Here is a 17,746-nt window from a genome sequence, read left to right on the forward strand (position 1 = left end):
GTTAATACAGGTCTAACAAACTGTGTTTATAGTGATGATCATAGAGTGAAGCTTGAACACAGGAGGCGCTGGAATGAGGAACATGGAGATTATTGCCCACCGCGGTGCATCTGCCGTATGCCCGGAGAACACGATGAGTGCTTTTGAACGGAGTCTGGAGCTTGGAGCAACAGGGATTGAAACCGATGTGCAGATGACGAGTGATGGCAGACTGGTACTGATTCATGATGAGACGTTAAGCCGAACTGGCGGCGCAGAAGGCTGGGTTAAGGATACAACTTACGATCAATTGCGCACCCGGGATGCCGGATCCTGGTTCCATGCCGATTTTGCCGGGGAGCGTATTCCTTCGCTGGAGGAGTTATTCAAGCTCGTACAGGGGAAAGGAACACTGCTTAATCTGGAATTGAAAAATGGTATTGTGAGTTATAAGGGGATGGAAGAGAAGGTTATACAGGCGATCCGGGACTGGAATCTGGAGCAACAGGTCGTGCTGTCCAGTTTCAATCATGCTTCGCTCGTGAGATGTAAACGTCTTGCCCCGGAGATCCGTACTGCACTTCTATATATGGAAAAGTTGTACCGTCCCTATGATTATGCAGCCAAACTCGAAGCTTCCGGCCTTCATCCCTACAAGCTGGCAGTCACACAACAAGATGTTGCCGCTGCACTGGCCCATGGCATTGTTACCTATCCATTTACAGTGAATGATCCTGCCGAGATGCAGGCCATGATGGATATGGGTGTGCAAGGAATCATTACCGATGCTCCGGATGTCCTGGCCTCCTTAATTAAGGTACCAGCCCGTTAAACGAGTTTGTTTTTTTATATGTTCTACATATGTAATGACAAGGCTGTGTTCGAGCTTTTTGGCTCCTGCATGGCCTTTTTGCGTGTAAAATTGTGTGCAAATCTTCATATATGCATTAAACATGTCCTATTTGTCCATTGCCAGAGCCTATAGATTCACTTACAATGGTCTATGGGAATGAGAATCAATATCATTAAAGTTTGGTATTTATAGAGAGGTGATTGTTATGTACATAGGTTTGAAGAGCTCCACTCATAACGAGGGTGGGCGCGTATGAGTTCACAAGCTTCACCAGAAAAACATAATCCGGATTCACCCACAGCGAAGATTCACACTCGTCCGTGGGCAGCCACACTTATTCTTACAGGGGGAATTTTGCTACTCGCTCTGGGTATGGCGTTGTCCATTTCTTTTGGCGCTGCTGATATTAAGCTTAGTGTAGTCTGGAAGGCCATCTTTGATTTCAATCCGGAGTTGACCCCTCACCAGATCATATGGGAGATTAGGTTACCACGTATTCTTGGAGGAGCCATGGTGGGTGCATGTTTCGCTGTGGCTGGTGCAATCATGCAGGGCATGACTCGTAATCCGCTGGCCGATTCAGGTCTGCTTGGGCTAAATGCGGGAGCTGGATTTGCGCTTGCAGTTTGTTTTGCTTTCTTCCCAGGCTTGCCATTTATGTACATCATTATGTATTCCTTCCTTGGGGCAGGGCTTGGTGTCCTGTTGGTGTATGGTTTTGGTGCAGCTTCCAAATCGGGACTAACACCACTACGCCTTGTGCTTGCAGGTGCAGCAGTATCAGCGATGTTGTCGGCACTCAGTGAAGGAATTGCATTGTATTTCAGAATTGGACAAGATCTGGCATTTTGGACAGCCGGTGGTGTAGCCGGAACGAAATGGTCTCAACTTGAAATCATGTTCCCATGGGTACTCGCGGCACTAATCGCAGGTCTTCTCATCTCCCGTTCGATTACTCTGCTTAGTCTCGGAGAAGATATTGCGGTGGGCTTGGGGCAACGTACGGGGCTGATCAAGCTCATAGGTCTGATTGTTGTACTGATTCTTGCGGGTACGGCTGTGTCGGTGGTGGGGGCGGTTGGTTTTGTCGGACTCATTATTCCCCATCTTACGCGGAAGCTGGTTGGGGTCGATTATCGCTGGATTATTCCATGTTCCGCTGTGATGGGTAGTTTGCTGCTCGTATTTGCGGATCTGGCTGCACGTATGATTAACCCGCCGTACGAGACACCAATTGGCGCATTGGTTGCCCTCATCGGGGTACCATTCTTCCTATATCTGGCACGAAAAGAAAGGAGGACTCTGTAAAGATGGAATCCTCAACAATAGTTGGAGCAGAGCGCAAGAAGAGAACCAAAAGTACGATTGTTCTCATTGTACTTGCCCTATTAATTATTACGGCTTTTATAGTGAGCATGAATACGGGTTTTACCAAGCTGTCGCCGCTTGAAGTGATGCGTACCCTGTTTGGTGGAGGCACGGCGAAACAGGAATTGATCCTGTTTGAATTCCGTTTGCCACGTATTGTGATTTCGGTGCTGGTCGGAGCAGGACTTGCGTTATCAGGTAGTATTTTGCAGGGGGTATCTCGGAATGCGCTGGCCGATCCGGGGATCCTCGGGATTAATGCAGGTGCGGGTCTGGTCGTTATGTTATTTGTTTCCTTTTTCCCGACAACGACAGCAGCGCCGGTATTTCTTTTGCCTATTCTGGCCCTGATCGGTTCCGGTTTTGCTGCATTTCTGATCTACGTTCTCTCTTACAAAAAAGGAGAAGGCATCCTGCCTACGCGTATGTTGCTTACGGGAATCGGGGTAGCGGCGGGAATCAGTTCTGCCATGATCGTGCTTACCTTACGGCTTAGTCCGGAAAAGTATCAATTTGTAGCAACCTGGATGGCAGGCAGCATCTGGGGTTCGAACTGGAAGTTTGTAACGGCTCTGCTACCGTTTCTTATCATTCTTGTACCGCTTGTTCTGTATAAGGCACGTGTATTGAATGTGCTGAATCTGGGTGACCAGACTGCCAGCGGACTCGGGACTCCGGTTGAGCGTGAGCGACTTATCTTGCTTGCCGCTGCTGTAGGGCTTGCCGGCTCATGTGTATCTGTGAGTGGGGGAATCGGTTTTGTGGGGCTGATCGGGCCGCATTTGGCGCGTCGTCTGGTGGGTCCAAAACATCAATTCCTGTTACCTGCATCGGCCTTGATCGGTTCATTGCTCGTACTGGTTGCAGATACCTTGGGTCGTGTCATCCTGCAGCCTTCTGAGATTCCTGCGGGTATCCTGGTTGCCATTATTGGTGCGCCATACTTCCTGTATCTCTTAAGCAAGACGAAATAGAACGTAATCATTGTTGTGTGATTGCATAAGGAGGACTTGAGTCCATGCTTCGCCGTTTCTTTGCCTATTACAGGCCTTACAAAAAACTCTTCATTCTTGACTTCAGCTGTGCGATTCTGGTCGCGCTGCTGGAACTCGCTTTTCCACTGGCAGTCAACCGGGTAGTTGATGATCTGCTGCCAGGCGGACGCTGGGACTGGATTCTATGGGCGTGTCTGGCATTGCTCGGCATCTACTTGCTGAATTCGTTCCTGAACTTCGTAGTTACCTATTGGGGACACAAGCTGGGGATTAACATCGAGACGGATATGCGTAAAAGTCTGTTTAATCATGTGCAGAAGTTATCGTTCCGTTTCTTCGATAATACCAAAACAGGACACCTCGTGTCCCGAATGACTAACGATCTGATGGATATCGGTGAGATTGCCCATCATGGTCCAGAGGATGTATTTATTGCGGTCATGACGCTGATCGGTGCATTCAGCATCATGATGAGCATTAACGGAAATTTGGCGGTGTTAACCTTTATCATCGTGCCACTGATTATTTATCTCTCGCTCTACTTTGGCAGCAAGATGTCCAAGGCATTCAGCCGAATGTTCGGAGATATTGCCGACTTCAACGCTCGTGTAGAGAACAATATTACAGGTATCCGTGTTGTTCAGGCTTTTGCTAATGAAGAGCATGAAAAAGCACAATTTGCTGTGAACAACGGTCGTTTCCGTCAAACGAAGCTGATTGCATACAAAATCATGGCCTGGAACTCCTCTGTCAGTTATATGCTGATGAAGCTGGTATCCCTCTTTGTTCTGGTATGCGGAACATGGTTTGTCATTAACGGCAGCATGACTTACGGTCAGTTCATTGCATTTATCATGTTGTCCAATGTGTTCCTGACACCCATTCAGAAGATCAACTCGGTTATTGAGACGTATCCGAAGGGGATTGCAGGCTTCAAACGTTATACGGAGCTGCTTGATATGGAACCGGATGTGGAAGATCGTCCAGGGGCTGTATCAGTATCCCATTTACGTGGAGATATTCGTTATGAGCAAGTGACCTTTGGTTATTCGGATCAGGAGCCTGTGCTCAAAGGTATCGATCTGAGCGTGCAAGCTGGCGAAACGGTCGCTCTTGTCGGTCCATCCGGGGCGGGTAAAACAACGTTGTGCAGTCTGCTGCCGCGATTCTATGATGTGCTGGAAGGTCGCATCACGATTGATGGGCAGGAGATTCAGAATATGACGCTGGATTCCTTGCGTAGTCATATCGGAATTGTACAACAGGACGTATTCCTCTTCGATGGAACCATCCGGGAGAACATTGCCTACGGCAAGCTGGATGCATCCGAAGAAGAAATCTGGATGGCTGCCAGACGAGCACAGATGGAGTCTTTGATTCAATCGATGCCGGAAGGGTTGGATACGTTGATTGGTGAACGCGGCGTGAAGTTGTCCGGTGGACAGAAACAGCGTTTGTCCATTGCCCGCATGTTCCTGAAAAACCCACCGATTCTAATTCTGGACGAAGCCACATCCGCCCTGGATACAGAAACGGAAGCAGCCATTCAGCAATCGCTGGCTGAGCTGTCCGAAGGCCGGACTACACTGGTCATCGCTCACAGGCTGGCAACGATTAAAAATGCAGACCGCATTATTGTAGTAGCCGAACAAGGCATTACGGAGCAAGGACGTCATGAAGAATTACTCGCAGCAGGTGGGGTGTACAGCCGCCTTCACTATGCGCAGTTTGGCGCGTAACCTGTTCGATGTAGATTTAACAATGTTAATATGAGATGTAATGCCATCGTTCATGACTTGGAAGGAGTCAGGACGATGGCATTTTTTTCTGTGATGTGAATAGGATGTAGGTCTGGGGTGCTGAATTGTGTCTGCCTGTGATCAGCTGTGATCAGGTTACATGGAAACGGGTAATGATCAGCAAGTCTCAAACTTTACTTGGCTGATATACTCATCATTATTTATAGCGTAGGAGGCGAACGAGATGCAGATGAACGATATGTTGAAAATTCTTATAACCTGTCTATTATTTATCATGATTTGGTGGCTTCTGATTCAAGGGATTCGCAAACTTTCCAGTACTCGTGCGGGGTCCGGTTTCCGACGCTGGGGTGCATGGTCCATTGGACTTTTCATAGTTGGCGCTGTGCCGCTTGGTTTTTCGCTATTCACAGAGATCTTTGATGAGCGCCTGGATGCCAACATCGGGTTAGGACTCGCCATGTTATTTGTATGGGCCTACTGTGCTGTCTTGTTATGCGCATCATTGGTGATCTGGGGAAGGTATGTGTATAAAAGGGATATGAGGAAGTGAATGCAACAATAAACTGATATGGAACGTTAAATTTAGGAAGAGGTGTTGTTAAAAGGGGGATTACATATGATCAATCTTCGTCGAATCCTTATATTGCTCTCTATTCTAATTGTATGCCTTACGGGATGTTCAGGACATATTGAGTGCAGCTCCGTGCAGGCTCAAGCGAAGGCACCAAGTGAAGATGGATTCACTGGTTATGTGGTTGATCGTAAAGACGATTCCGTTCTTGTGGTTGATCCTGCATATCAAGATCATGGTTTGGATGGAGAAGAAAGTCGATATTATCCCGCAAAATGGTTTTCCAATGCGCCTGATCCGCAGATCGCCTCCTATGTTGAAGTCTGGACGGATGGAAGACCGGAAAATGAGCCTTATCCCGGGCAGGCCAGAGCAGATAAGATAGCGGTATCTTGTCCAAATACGCCAGATGGTGCTCATCTAAGTGAGGCGGACGCAATTCGGGGTGGACTATACTCACCAGATGGAGCAAAGGCACGTGTTCCTGTGATTGAAGATGTACAATTTGATCATGATGCAGGAACGTGGACGATTCGTATAAGAGATGCGATGTCAACGACGGAGAATCAAGATGAGATTGATATCAAAGTAGAGGATGTAGAGCGAGAGGAGTAACAAGAGGGAGGTTATGATTTTGAACATTGAGATTGAGGAAGGAAGTTTAAATGAATATTAGGGAGTGCCTTCCCCGCGATAAGTCTGATTATGAAGCGGTGCGTAAGTTAAGTGATTTCAGTGATGTCGAATTAAAAATTATCATCCCAGAGCTGATGGAGTGGTTACAAGACGGGAATTGGCCAATCTCTAAGCCGGTAGAGGATCTATTATTGAGATTGGGGAAGGAAATAATTCCTCATATTCAGGATGTATTGCGAACCCGAGATCCACAGTGGGAATATTTCATTTTGGTCGGACTAATTGATCGATTGCCTGTATTTCATCTCAGTATGCTACAGACGGATCTAGTAAGGATATTGGAGTCCCCTACACCTGATGAAATACTAGAGGGGTTGGATGGGGTTATCTTTGAGCTTTTGGAAAAGATGAAGGTACATCAACGAGAGGTAATCGGAGATGGAAATTTGGATACATAGCAATAGGTAATTAACTTTCTAAGAAGGACTGAAATATTGAATATGGAGTGATAAACATGTTGAAATATCAACTTCTTTTCCCGACTTGTTTGAGTTCGGAAATATACTGTTTGGAGATTGTACAAGAGTTAATTGGCTTATTTGATATTTCAGAGAAGGAAGCCTTTCTCCGGATTAATTCCTTTTGGGAAGGCAATGATTTTACATCAGAAGACGACCTGATTTTTCATGAGTCTCCTGAATATTGGGCAAAAACAACATATTATGAGCAATCAAATTGGTGGAATGCAAAACAGGATGAGCTAACCCCCAGAAAAATAGATTGAAGATCCAAAACTATAATTAGGTTACAATTGATATAAAAAACAAGGAAACCGTCATTATGATTTTATAAAAAGAGAAAGGACTCTTCCGCCCATGGAGTTATCAAGGTCTCAGCAATTAGCCCAAGAGCATGTAACCAATTATGCAAGAAGCCGCAAAAATGAGGCGGAGCAAACCATTAGGGAAATCCTTCGTATGTCCAAAATCGAGCTGAAGACATTTGAACATGCTATCATCAAACTTAAATCTCATGCAAGTATTGCACTACACTTTCACCCAGATCGATTAGATCCGACCATGAAAAGCGTTGCTGTAGCACTACTTGAGCAGGGAGTTTATAAAAGTCAGTTTGAGACTTTCTTATCGAATGGAAGTGTATCCGCATTTTCAGGTGGTGAACGTGACGTTTGGGAGAATAAAATGTTTGGCGGAGCGTACCAAATAAATGGCCCAACCAATAGCGAACGACCCAAGTATGGGGCACTCAATGTCATGTTACATCCCGACGGACCTGCTCCGCGTTTTGGATCATGTTATTTTATTTTATCCGCTGAGGTCTCTCATCGTTGCACGTATACATATTTGGATTCTCACCAAGAACCTGAGGAAAAGGGAACGTATGAGGAATTCGACCTCATTTTGGCTGCTCTCTTGAGGGATGTATTTTATAGTAATTTTGCCATTGGTGAAAGAAATCTAACCGTTCAAAAGTTGATCGGCCATATGCTCGTTAATCTTGAGAAACCGTTCCAAAATCCATCAAACCAAGAGCCCAACCGAAATCTGGACTATTATATCGAAGCTCAGGTTCATGGTGATATTTCCCTTGAAAAAGATGTCAAGATGCTTGTTGCCGACCCATCATTTAAAGGCACCCATACCGGACGAATCTTGGAGCAGATATGTTTAAAGTATTCCATTGATCTCCACTGGCACATGGGCTTTACCCTTTTGATTGATGAGGTTCCTATGGATTTTCGTGGTCCTTCGATGCCTTCGCTGGCCAAAAGAATTGCAAAAAGTGATTTTATTGATGCAAATATGATTGGGTATGCTGCTACGGACTTGAAACGAAACCCAAGTCATTGGAGCGATAGAGGAACCTACAAAGAAGTTCTACAAGAATTAAAATTACTTTGGCATGTCTTAGTGAGATATGGAAAACCAATGGACAAGTAAAACGGTTTTCGAGATAAAAATATTGAATATGTAGTGATAAAAATGCTAAAACAGCAATTTCTTTTCCACTTGTTTGCTCATCTCCTGAATTTTAAATTGTTACTCAATAATAGTACTCTAACAACCTTGAGTGCCTAGCCTTTCAAGGTTGTTTGTTTTTTATCATTCAAACGGATTACTGACTATAGATTTATCTATGAATCTGTTGTGACAAAAAGAGAGGTGAAGCAATGTCAACCAAAAAGATGGGGCGGCCTAAATCTGACAAACCCAAAAGCAGAACGATTGAGATACGTGTCGACGAGGAAATTATGAATAAGCTCGATATTTCGGCTGAGAAGCTGAATACGAATCGATCAGACATCGTTCGCAAAGGGATTGAGAAGATTTACGACGAACTCCAAAAATGAAAAAAGGAAGCAGCGTAAGTCCCACGAAGAACACGCTGCTTCCTAACCCACAATCACTTGTTGAATGAGCGACTGCATAAATATCCTATCATGTGCAGAACGTTCATTCAAGTGAGGTGCGAATTGATATACAGGAGGATGCACATGAATTCGATAGTAGAAGCATTATATAATGGACGACTTCGACCGGATGAGATGATGATGCCGACACATCCTGAGTACCAAGCGTTAGGGCGGCAGATTGCAGCTCTGACAGAGCAATGGAAGAATCGATTGAGCGAGGACGAATTTCTTGAGCTTGAACAGTTATTTGACTTGTGTGGCAGATGTGAGGGCATGCATACGGAAGCAGCGTTTGCACAAGGTTTTCGTTTGGGTGCCAACATGTTAATTGAAGTCATGAGTCAGCGTGAGGAATCGGTGTTGGAGTTTAACCAAGTTTAACGATGTGAGCAGAGAGCAGGTTTACTTTTACAGCTAAATTCTCAGATAATGACGTGCATACAACATACTTATTTTACACCATAAAAATGTATCATACATTTATTATAACAAAGCCCTCAAATCCTCTCTGCATTCAGCAGCGGGGTTCGAGGGCTTCACTTAACTATAGAGTTAACAAATTTATATATAGGGAAAGGACCTGTTAAACAAATGGTTCCTTAATCCGCAATATTTCCCGCCATCTTCAGACGGCGAGCAATTTCCTTAAAGTCTTCTTGCGAAATGCCTGGGGCGAATTCTTCTTCCACCGCAGGAGCTTCCGGAATCGGGAATCCTTCAGGTATCCCTTGGATGACTTCAAGAGGTTGTCCATCTTCGGGGTGAGTGCCTTTCCAGATCTGGCCGATCGCATTGAAGTCTTTATCACTATAGGTGTACAGCTTGGTGTGTACTCCTTTTTCTTCATATTTACGAGCCTCGTTGAAGGCCTTGTTGTTTAGTGAAGGAATAGGGACCAGCTTGGTCACATTTACGCCAGTTGCAATCTCAAGGGCTTTTGCATATGCAACGACATGCACGCCGCCACGTACCAGCAGGAAACCAACCACTTCCCGGGCTGCCGGGTGATCTGTCATCTCATATACTTTCATCTTATGGGTACGAGCACCACATTCAAGGAAGAAGTTATGCAGTAGATCCTCGACCAGGTTACCGCTGTTGAAGACATTTGCTCCCGTCCATGGATTACCCATAGAGTCGAAAGGCATTGCGCCTTGTGCACCTGCCAGATAGTGATAAGACAGACGAGCATCTTTCACGGAACCTAGCGGCGTATCATCGGGTTCTTTGTACTCGGTTGAGCCTCTGAGGCACTTGTTAATGCCATGAGACACAAGCTCAACATGTCCCAATTCTTCGGCCGTGATACTCATGACCAGGTCGTAGAAGGGCTTTAGTTTTTCCTTGGATCGAAAATTAAACGATTGATAGAGGTAGTTGTTCAACGTTGACATTTCTCCGAATTTGCCGCCTAGCAACTCTTGTATGGCTGCTGCTGCGTTCGGATCTGGCTTCTCGACATTTGGAATCTCAATTAGGATTTCATCCAAGCGTTTGAACATTGGGGTGTAACCTCCTCAAATTGGTATTGCAGATCGTGTGCGGTTGCGTAATTGTGAAATTACTCAATCATGGCCTATTACACGTAATTTGGATTTTTTAAACAAAAAACCAACCAAATGGGACTTTAGCAACGCATAACGTAGGCCTCAACTCTTCTCTCTTCTGTTATTTCCAATACGGCGATTTTTATGTATAATCAGACATTCGAACGAGTCTTTGCGTTATATAGAGAAGAGAGTCATGAATTCATTAAAGGAGTAAAAGATGAACAAGCGTTGGATACAAATAGTTGGGATCGTGATGTTTCTAATAATTCTGATGTACACAAGCAGCGAGCCTGCCACAGCACAAGACGTTACGAACGAGGTTCAAGTGGATGCAGATACGCGGGAGTTACTTGAAAAGAAATACGGGTTGGATCGTCCTGAGGAGCCGAAGACACAACAACACGTTTTCTCGGGTGACTGTGGAATGAGTTTCCGGACGGAGCCTACTGATTCGTTTGACCGGCTTGTTCATGTGGTTCCTTTTTCCCTAAGGCCACTGGCCTGGATCTTTCGTTTATTCGTGTAAAATGAAACCCGGACGGGCAATATAACAGAAACATATTGTCCCAAGGAGTGAGTGAAATGAGAATGCTCATCGTTACCGTCATGTCGGTAGTCCTGAGTTTAGCCGGAATTACATCAGGCACTGGCTCCGCCATCCCCGATTATGCGAAGTGGGGAATTATTGCGGTCAAAGAAACACAGACAAAGTACAATGTGGATATTTTGGACTATAAGCATATCGGTCGTACCTCTCTAACAGCGGATCAGTCACGGGAACAGTTCAAGCTATGGGTTCGTGCCAAAGACGGCAAGCAATTCGCAGTTTATGTGAATGTCGATTTTAATCCGTCTACACAGCAATTAAAGAAAGTACAATTTTCGGAATCGGATCGACACTGATCCGTTACTGAACTGGGTCATTACAAGTCACGTAGTTATATGAGCAGCATTATTAGAGGAACCAGACTCCCTTGATCGTTAAGGTGGAAGTCTGGTTTTTTTATTTTACAAAATCCTTTTTTTACTATTGAACAAAGAACTTATGTTCGCATATAATATGAAATACAAACAAACGTTCTTATCGGAGGGATGATTATGCTAGGGAAATATATTGGCCAGATGGTGGAGCTTGTCTACATGGATCGTGCAGGGCAGATTACGCAGCGACAGATTCGAATTAACAGTGTACGTGGCGGGATGATTAGAGCATCAGTGGGAAAAGAAGGCTCACCCCGAACCTTTCTGGAGCAAGGTATTCTGGCATGGCGTCCTGTTAAGGACCTGAATGGGGAGGTAAAGTATGCTGAACGACTTTGAACGCAAGATTTTACGTATTATGGTGAACTATGCAGGACAACAGCGCAGGCTGCCGCGTATGGATGAACTGGAGACCAAGACGGGACGAAGCAGAGCTTACATTCATGAGTCATTGCTGGAGCTTGAACGCACAGGGCACATCGCGTGGGAGAATCGGTCTACGCTCGAAGGGATACAGATTTTGCAGGCATGGGAACAGGTACAACAGCCGATTCGCAAAAGCCAACCTTCCGGGGACTCCGTAAAATATTTTACGGACTACTAATTCTAATAAGAAAACGCCAACCCGGATATCCGGATCGGCGCTTACTGTGCACATACGACGTGTGCATCTATTTTAGAAATGGGGAAGTTGGTCCAGGTTGTTGGTTGGGTCACCGTCGGCATCGCCGCGAATGTACATTTCGCCATCCTTGCCTTTAAATACATTCACACCGGCAATAGCGCCAGCCTTTACTTCTGCAAGTGCCTGCTGATAATCCAGTACACGTCCTGCTGAAGTCTGAAATGCTGTCAGGTCACCGTCGCCATTTTTCTGTACGGCTGTGAAACTCTCGCGTGTTGTTTGATCCATGATGTCACACTCTCCTTATATGACGAGATAGGAATCTGCTTACCTGATTAGCCTATCCGAATTCATGGGAAGTATGCATCATATGCTGATCAGACATGCCAATGCCGAAGTTTTACAGACTCTTTTTCATACGAACATGCAGAATATCTGCATCATAAAAAGGTTCTTCCGAAATCACTTCATAGCCCAGTTTTTCATAGAATTTCTGTGCCTGACATTGCGCATCCAGTACAGAATAGGATAAGCCAAGTTCACGTGCCAGCTCCTCCATCGCGAGCAGAAGCACGCGTCCATAACCGAATGAACGATGAGATTCAAGCACCGCGATCCGCTGCATTTTGGCCGTATCCTTGCTGTAATAGATCAGACGTCCTGTGGCTACAGCTTGTCCATCCGTGCTTAACAATACATGATGCACATCTGGACTGATGACATCATATTGATCAATCTCAATCTCGGCAGGCACCTGTTGCTCGATCACAAAAACGTGATGGCGAATTTCCAGGGCTTGCTTCAGTTGTTCTTCTGTCGATACATAACTAATCTCAGCTGCCAATTCCATTCCTTCTTTCTGCTCTTGCGCGACATATCAGACTGAATTATACAAAAAAATGTTTTTCCTGTATAGTGAAGTCTGGAACATATTGGGAGAGGAGGGGGTAGTGATGGGCATGGCAGGCATCATGGTCATTACATTGTTAATGTCGGCGGGAATGATTGCTCTGTTGTATTACGTTACCAAGAAAGCATACTCACGCAAGTGGGATGAAGAGGAGTAACTAACCTGTTAATCTTCACGGCAAAACTTCACTGCTTCCTCGCGGAGAATATACATCTTGAACTACCGATTTGGAGTATACGTCCAGCCAGACGGGCAGAGATTCAACATTTTCATTGGGTTGTTTTAACTGTTGGAATTGAACCGTATGTTCATCCCGTTCCAAGCCGCAACCGGTGACGGTTGTCATGACAATCATAAGCCCAACGAAAAAAAAGAAGCATTTGGTAAATGTATGTGTATTGGATTTTGACCGTTTTGTTAAGTTTCTCATAGAGAATTCACCTCGTTGTAGATATGGTAATCTTCCTTTATTGTGCACCATTTTGGGTGAATTATAACCAAATAAATCATTGACAATGAACACGGTTACTTGATATGATACTGTTACTTGATTGGGAAATAATTATATATCATGATCTGTTAGCTCAGCTAAAGATAGCATTATGATCGTGATGGATACATCCTATTTATTACAGGGCGATAGCTCAGCGGGAGAGCATTATCTTGACAGGGTAAGGGTCGTGGGTTCGATCCCCACTCGTCCTATATGAAAAAAAGGGCAACTTCTTTTGAGAATTATATCTCAAGAGGAGTTGTTTTTTTATATAACATTATGGCCACCTCTGATAATATATGTAGGTGGTTTTTGTTGATAATAAATATACTTAATGGTATAATTTGGATTAAATTAAGCAGTTAAAGTAGTTACGGTCATCGATAAAAATAATACAGAAAAAAGATATGGTGGTTGATGGAATGGGACAAATAAAGCGTGTTGCGGCACTATATCGAGTGTCCACAAAAGGTCAGATGGACGGGAACGATATTCCAATGCAACAACGAGCATGCAGGAAGATGGTAGAGAAACAAGAGGGATGGAAGCTAGTTAAGGAATATACCGAAAAAGGGGTATCAGGTTTTAAAGTACCTGCCTCGAAGCGTGATGTTATCCAAAAGGCTAAAGAGGATGCAGAGAATGGTTTATTCGATGTCTTGTTGGTATTTATGTTTGATAGGCTTGGAAGAAAAGATGATGAGACTCCCTTTGTACTTGAGTGGTTTGTAAACAAAGGGGTAGAAATGTGGTCTGTAATAGAAGGTCAGCAAAAAATTGAAGCATACACCGATCGGATGGTCAACTACTTAAGATTTTGGCAGTCAAGCGATGAAAGTAGGAAGACCTCTGAACGAGTCAATGAAAAACATATACAGATGGTCGAAGATGGTATTTTCAGGGGAGGAGGTATTCCCTACGGGTATAAAAGTGTTGATTCCGGTAATGTAAATAAAAAAGGAAAAGCACTGCAAAAACTGTGCAAGCACGAAGAAGAGTCAAAGATCGTACAAGAAATATTCCGACTAGTGCTTAAAGAAGGTTACGGACAATTAAGAATAGCTAAACTTCTAAACGAAAAAAATGTTCCGACAAGAAAAGCAAAACAATGGGGTGCTCCTACTGTAAACGTTATACTTAAGAATCCAATTTACAAAGGAGTAATGAGATACAGAAAAGAAAAAGGAGACGATATATTTTCAAAACCAATCCCTGAATTAATGATAGTTTCAGAAGAGGATTGGAATAGTGTACAGGATATAAGGGATAAAAAGAACCCTAAGAATCCAAAAAGAAATGATAATTCCATTCCCATGAGCACTAAAGGAAGTTTACTTTTAACTGGAATAGCTAGATGCGGTTGTTGTAATTCTAGATTGACCACGACTACATTTGTAAATAAATACAAAGCAGCTAATGGAGAAATAGTCAGATACAATCAGAATAAAAGTTACCGTTGTAGTGGAAAATTGCAAGGAAAGACGGATTGTAACGGACAGGCAACATTTTCTTCAAAGAAGGTAGAGAGACAAGTCTTAGAAAGCGTGGAGGTATACTTAAGTGAACTCAGAACAATAGATGTTCAATCGGAAATTGAATTGATAAAAAAGAAAGTTTTTAATCAAGAAGAGGAAAGAATTAAAACAATGCAAAATTTACTGGAAGAGCACTATGAGGAGCTTGTGGTATTAAACGCTGAGGTTCCAAAAGCTATAATGGGTAAGAGTGCATTCAAGCCAGAAATGCTCAATGCTCTTATCGAGAAAAAAGAAAACGAAATTCTGAAAACTTCTGAAGATATTAAGGGAATAGAGCAATTGTTATCCTCCAAAAAAATGGAGATATCAGAGATGGAGACTCTAAAAGATGATCTCCCAGTTTGGGGGGAGATATTTACAAATGCATCTACAGAAAAGAAGAAAATGATGTTAAGCACATTGCTAGAGGTGGTCTACATTAGCAAAGATAAAATATTGGTTGAAATCAAGGGTGGAATAAAAGAATTACTCGGTCATCTATACAGAGAGAGTAAGGATATCAAGAGCTCACTTATTTGACAGGGTCGGGGTCAGTGGTTCGAGCCCACTACAGATCATACACGAGAAGCCTTACGATGTAAGGCTTCTTTTCTTTTTTTACATACAAATATGAATCAGTTCCCGATTCTTTCATCCTCTCTTCCTCTTTTTTAAACAAAACTTAAATAAAACATAAATTCAACGTAAGGTTCCTCTTCTATACTTGGTTCTGAGGTCAACAGACACGACAAAGAGGAGAGAACTTATGAATTATTCAAACCCATTTACATCAGAGTTAGCCAAAGTAGGAATCGCGGGTGCACTGGCCTTCATACTGGCAGCAAGCCCACTTGCCAACATGGGGGTTGCAGCCGCGCAAGCAGTCCCGACACCTGTATCTACGAACATGCCTAACACACACAAAGACTCCCTAGAGCAGTCCCCGATTCAATACCAGATCCAGGCTCGGCTGAATGAGAAAGACATGACGATCCAGGGGAGCGAGAAGGTAACGTATCGCAACACAAGCAAGGATACACTCCAGCAACTGGTCCTGCATACATATGCTGATGCGAACCTCTCCAAGTCTACACAGGCGAGCATGTTCCAACAGAACAATGAACAGATTAGTGAAGATCATCCGGAGAAGACAGCGGAGGACTTTCTGGGTGGCATTGATATTCAGGCTGTAACAGCAAATAGCCAGTCACTGGACTTCCATAAGGAAAATCAAGCGCTGACTGTACAGTTGAAAGAACCCGTTAAACCAGGCGAATCTGTAGCTTTCCAACTAGAATTCCATCTGAAGATACCTTATGGCTCACAGCGGGTTTCCTATTACAAGGATATAATTAATGGTGCACACTGGTTCCCGGTAATGTCTGTATATGATGAGGTCAAGCAGCAGTGGAATAAGGCACCGTATAGTCGAATATTCGAGAGCGATTATTACACCTCGTCGGACTTTGAAGTCCAATTTAATGTGCCTGAGGAGTATCAGGTAGCCATGCCTGGCTCTATCACCACTCAAGACAGTACAGAACATGGACGTAAGATTGTGTCTGCTGCAGCCGAGAATACGAGAGAGTTTGTTTTCTTTGCCAGTCCTAATCTTCAAGTGGAGCGCGCTACCCGTAACGGTCTGACGGTGGAATACTATTATTTCAACGATGATCCATCCAAGAAAGAGATCGTTGACCGGTACATTAATCAGGCATTTAAGGTCATTGATTTCTATAGTGAGAAATACGGCAAGTATCCCTATCCTGAGTTCCGAATTGTCGAAACGTATGTACAAGGCGTTGCCGTAGAATATGCGAGGCTGATTCAGATGGGACAGATTCATGACAGCGCGGTTCCCGAAGAAGATACAACATTTGTTCATGAAATAGCACATCAATGGTTCCATGCACTGATCGGTAATAATTCGGAGACAGAATCCTTCCTGGATGAAGGCTTTGCCGATTTCTCCATGGTGTATTTTGCCGAGAAACAGGGAGATAAGCTAAATGGTTTTAGATCCATACAGTTTGATACTAGCCCCGTAGATATGACCATTGCATCAACAAATGATGAAGTAGGGGACTTGGCCAATCTGCTCTACTATCAAAAAGGGCGACAAGCGATATACCAGCTTTACCGTTCCGTCGGTGAAGAGAAGTTTGATCACTTTATGAAAGAATATTTCAAACGATACGTGTACCAAAATGCGACGATTGAGGGGCTTCTTCAAACCATTGAAGATGTGCTTGGTAAGGAAGTACGTACCGAAATGCAAATGGCCCTATATCAGCCTGATTTTGTCTTAAAGCCTGAATACCAATTATCACAGGAAGAGACAGCCGCATATGTGCATGATATCTTTCAAGCGCAGTATCAGGCTGTCATGGGTATGATCCCTAATCTGCCTTATGAAGTAATGAATCGATTGATGGATAAAGTCCTTCAAGGCGAGAAATTAATCATTGTGCTCAGTGATGAGGGGAGTAAGCTGGCAGCCAAACAGCAGGAAAATATGGTTGATCAGTTGACCGGATTTCTTGATATGAGCGGTATAAGGTACGACGTTGTAAGGGATCGCAAGGAACTGAAGCAAAAGATGAAAAAAGAGATCGGTAACAGCAACCTTATTGTCATTGGTAACGCCAAGACTAACGGATTGGTCCAGGCTTTAAAACTCAACATTATGGATCGGACAAAACAGACGGGTTTTCCTTGGAAAAATACGATGAATCAACCGCTCGCCGCTGGTGCATATGTTATTAAACATCCCTATAACCAGAATCGATTAATGCTTCACTATTTCTGGAATGAGGATCATCTGAGCAATGCGGCATTTGAAGCTTTTATGCTGAAAATGGAGGAGTCTATTGGATTCACGAATGACTTTTACCAGTACTATGTATTGGATAACCAAGGCAAAGAGAAATTCGATAAAAAATTAGCGAATCCCCTATCTCCACTTTTTGCGGAGGAATAAGTAGTTAGTTTTGCAGTTTCTTCATCCAAACAGGTTAGCCTATTCTTATGGGTTAGCCTGTTTCGTCTTGTGAACATAAGCAAACCATTGG

General features: G+C 43.9%; 21 protein-coding genes and 1 tRNA gene. 18 read left to right on the top strand and 4 right to left on the bottom strand.

Going from position 1 to position 17,746, the window contains the following annotated elements; genetic code table 11:
• Window positions 1–73: 73 nt before the first annotated feature.
• From MKY73_RS08950 to MKY73_RS09000, 11 genes are all read left to right on the top strand, one after another.
• A complete protein-coding gene (locus MKY73_RS08950; protein WP_339306951.1) occupies window positions 74–811 on the top strand; it encodes a glycerophosphodiester phosphodiesterase in 738 nt (245 codons plus the stop codon).
• 273 nt (window positions 812–1,084) lie between these two features.
• On the top strand, window positions 1,085–2,140 hold the full coding sequence (locus MKY73_RS08955; protein WP_339235807.1) for an iron ABC transporter permease: 1,056 nt from the start codon (window positions 1,085–1,087) through the stop codon (window positions 2,138–2,140).
• A 2-nt stretch (window positions 2,141–2,142) separates the two neighbouring features.
• Window positions 2,143–3,174, top strand: coding sequence for an iron ABC transporter permease (locus tag MKY73_RS08960; RefSeq protein WP_339306953.1), 1,032 nt, complete (start codon window positions 2,143–2,145; stop codon window positions 3,172–3,174).
• Window positions 3,175–3,218: 44 nt separating this feature from the next.
• Window positions 3,219–4,934, top strand: a complete 1,716-nt coding sequence (locus MKY73_RS08965) for an ABC transporter ATP-binding protein (RefSeq protein WP_339306954.1) — start codon at window positions 3,219–3,221, stop codon at window positions 4,932–4,934.
• Window positions 4,935–5,178: 244 nt separating this feature from the next.
• On the top strand, window positions 5,179–5,508 hold the full coding sequence (locus tag MKY73_RS08970; protein WP_339306956.1) for a hypothetical protein: 330 nt from the start codon (window positions 5,179–5,181) through the stop codon (window positions 5,506–5,508).
• Between the two features lie 66 nt (window positions 5,509–5,574).
• Window positions 5,575–6,144 carry a DUF3221 domain-containing protein gene (locus MKY73_RS08975; RefSeq protein WP_339306958.1) on the top strand — a complete coding sequence of 190 codons (570 nt, stop codon included), beginning with the start codon at window positions 5,575–5,577 and terminating at the stop codon, window positions 6,142–6,144.
• A gap of 50 nt (window positions 6,145–6,194) precedes the next feature.
• Complete coding sequence (locus tag MKY73_RS08980; RefSeq protein WP_339306960.1) at window positions 6,195–6,623, top strand: DUF5071 domain-containing protein; 429 nt, start codon at window positions 6,195–6,197, stop codon at window positions 6,621–6,623.
• A gap of 56 nt (window positions 6,624–6,679) precedes the next feature.
• Window positions 6,680–6,949, top strand: coding sequence for a hypothetical protein (locus tag MKY73_RS08985; RefSeq protein ID WP_339306962.1), 270 nt, complete (start codon window positions 6,680–6,682; stop codon window positions 6,947–6,949).
• 91 nt (window positions 6,950–7,040) lie between these two features.
• On the top strand, window positions 7,041–8,126 hold the full coding sequence (locus tag MKY73_RS08990) for a DUF3626 domain-containing protein (RefSeq protein WP_339306964.1): 1,086 nt from the start codon (window positions 7,041–7,043) through the stop codon (window positions 8,124–8,126).
• A 230-nt stretch (window positions 8,127–8,356) separates the two neighbouring features.
• Window positions 8,357–8,536, top strand: coding sequence for a ribbon-helix-helix domain-containing protein (locus tag MKY73_RS08995; RefSeq protein ID WP_339306966.1), 180 nt, complete (start codon window positions 8,357–8,359; stop codon window positions 8,534–8,536).
• A 144-nt stretch (window positions 8,537–8,680) separates the two neighbouring features.
• The gene (locus MKY73_RS09000) at window positions 8,681–8,980 is read left to right on the top strand and encodes a DUF6809 family protein (protein ID WP_339306968.1); all 300 of its coding nucleotides are present in this window, start codon (window positions 8,681–8,683) and stop codon (window positions 8,978–8,980) included.
• Between the two features lie 218 nt (window positions 8,981–9,198).
• Here MKY73_RS09000 and MKY73_RS09005 read toward each other — a convergent pair whose 3' ends face one another.
• On the bottom strand, window positions 9,199–10,101 hold the full coding sequence (locus MKY73_RS09005; protein WP_091014199.1) for a manganese catalase family protein: 903 nt from the start codon (window positions 10,099–10,101) through the stop codon (window positions 9,199–9,201).
• A gap of 265 nt (window positions 10,102–10,366) precedes the next feature.
• Between MKY73_RS09005 and MKY73_RS09010 the strand changes: the two genes are divergently transcribed.
• The 4 genes from MKY73_RS09010 (at window position 10,367) to MKY73_RS09025 (ending at window position 11,734) form a co-directional block, all read left to right on the top strand.
• Window positions 10,367–10,675: a hypothetical protein gene (locus tag MKY73_RS09010; RefSeq protein WP_339306970.1), complete on the top strand. Its 309-nt coding sequence runs from the start codon at window positions 10,367–10,369 to the stop codon at window positions 10,673–10,675.
• Window positions 10,676–10,731: 56 nt separating this feature from the next.
• Complete coding sequence (locus tag MKY73_RS09015) at window positions 10,732–11,052, top strand: DUF3889 domain-containing protein (RefSeq protein WP_339306972.1); 321 nt, start codon at window positions 10,732–10,734, stop codon at window positions 11,050–11,052.
• Between the two features lie 195 nt (window positions 11,053–11,247).
• Complete coding sequence (locus MKY73_RS09020; RefSeq protein WP_339306974.1) at window positions 11,248–11,469, top strand: hypothetical protein; 222 nt, start codon at window positions 11,248–11,250, stop codon at window positions 11,467–11,469.
• Window positions 11,453–11,734, top strand: coding sequence for a hypothetical protein (locus tag MKY73_RS09025; RefSeq protein WP_339306976.1), 282 nt, complete (start codon window positions 11,453–11,455; stop codon window positions 11,732–11,734). The genes MKY73_RS09020 and MKY73_RS09025 overlap by 17 nt, the downstream gene beginning before the upstream one ends.
• Window positions 11,735–11,806: 72 nt before the next feature.
• Here the strand turns inward: MKY73_RS09025 and MKY73_RS09030 are convergent, their stop codons facing one another.
• The 3 genes from MKY73_RS09030 to MKY73_RS09040 all read right to left on the bottom strand — a co-directional run bounded on the left by MKY73_RS09030 (window position 11,807) and on the right by MKY73_RS09040 (window position 13,095).
• Window positions 11,807–12,043: a DUF3892 domain-containing protein gene (locus tag MKY73_RS09030; protein WP_017687389.1), complete on the bottom strand. Its 237-nt coding sequence runs from the start codon at window positions 12,041–12,043 to the stop codon at window positions 11,807–11,809.
• Window positions 12,044–12,155: 112 nt separating this feature from the next.
• Window positions 12,156–12,599, bottom strand: a complete 444-nt coding sequence (locus tag MKY73_RS09035; RefSeq protein ID WP_339308537.1) for a GNAT family N-acetyltransferase — start codon at window positions 12,597–12,599, stop codon at window positions 12,156–12,158.
• Between the two features lie 238 nt (window positions 12,600–12,837).
• Window positions 12,838–13,095 carry a hypothetical protein gene (locus MKY73_RS09040; protein WP_339306977.1) on the bottom strand — a complete coding sequence of 86 codons (258 nt, stop codon included), beginning with the start codon at window positions 13,093–13,095 and terminating at the stop codon, window positions 12,838–12,840.
• Window positions 13,096–13,298: 203 nt separating this feature from the next.
• On the opposite strand from MKY73_RS09040, the gene MKY73_RS09045 reads away from it, so the two are divergent.
• The 3 genes from MKY73_RS09045 to MKY73_RS09055 all read left to right on the top strand — a co-directional run bounded on the left by MKY73_RS09045 (window position 13,299) and on the right by MKY73_RS09055 (window position 17,655).
• Window positions 13,299–13,370, top strand: a tRNA-Val gene (locus tag MKY73_RS09045).
• A 210-nt stretch (window positions 13,371–13,580) separates the two neighbouring features.
• Complete coding sequence (locus MKY73_RS09050) at window positions 13,581–15,215, top strand: recombinase family protein (protein WP_339306979.1); 1,635 nt, start codon at window positions 13,581–13,583, stop codon at window positions 15,213–15,215.
• Window positions 15,216–15,441: 226 nt separating this feature from the next.
• On the top strand, window positions 15,442–17,655 hold the full coding sequence (locus tag MKY73_RS09055; RefSeq protein ID WP_339306980.1) for a M1 family metallopeptidase: 2,214 nt from the start codon (window positions 15,442–15,444) through the stop codon (window positions 17,653–17,655).
• Window positions 17,656–17,746 lie beyond the last annotated feature (91 nt).

Origin of the sequence: Paenibacillus sp. FSL R5-0519 (assembly GCF_037974275.1) — a bacterium.
GTDB lineage: Bacteria > Bacillota > Bacilli > Paenibacillales > Paenibacillaceae > Paenibacillus.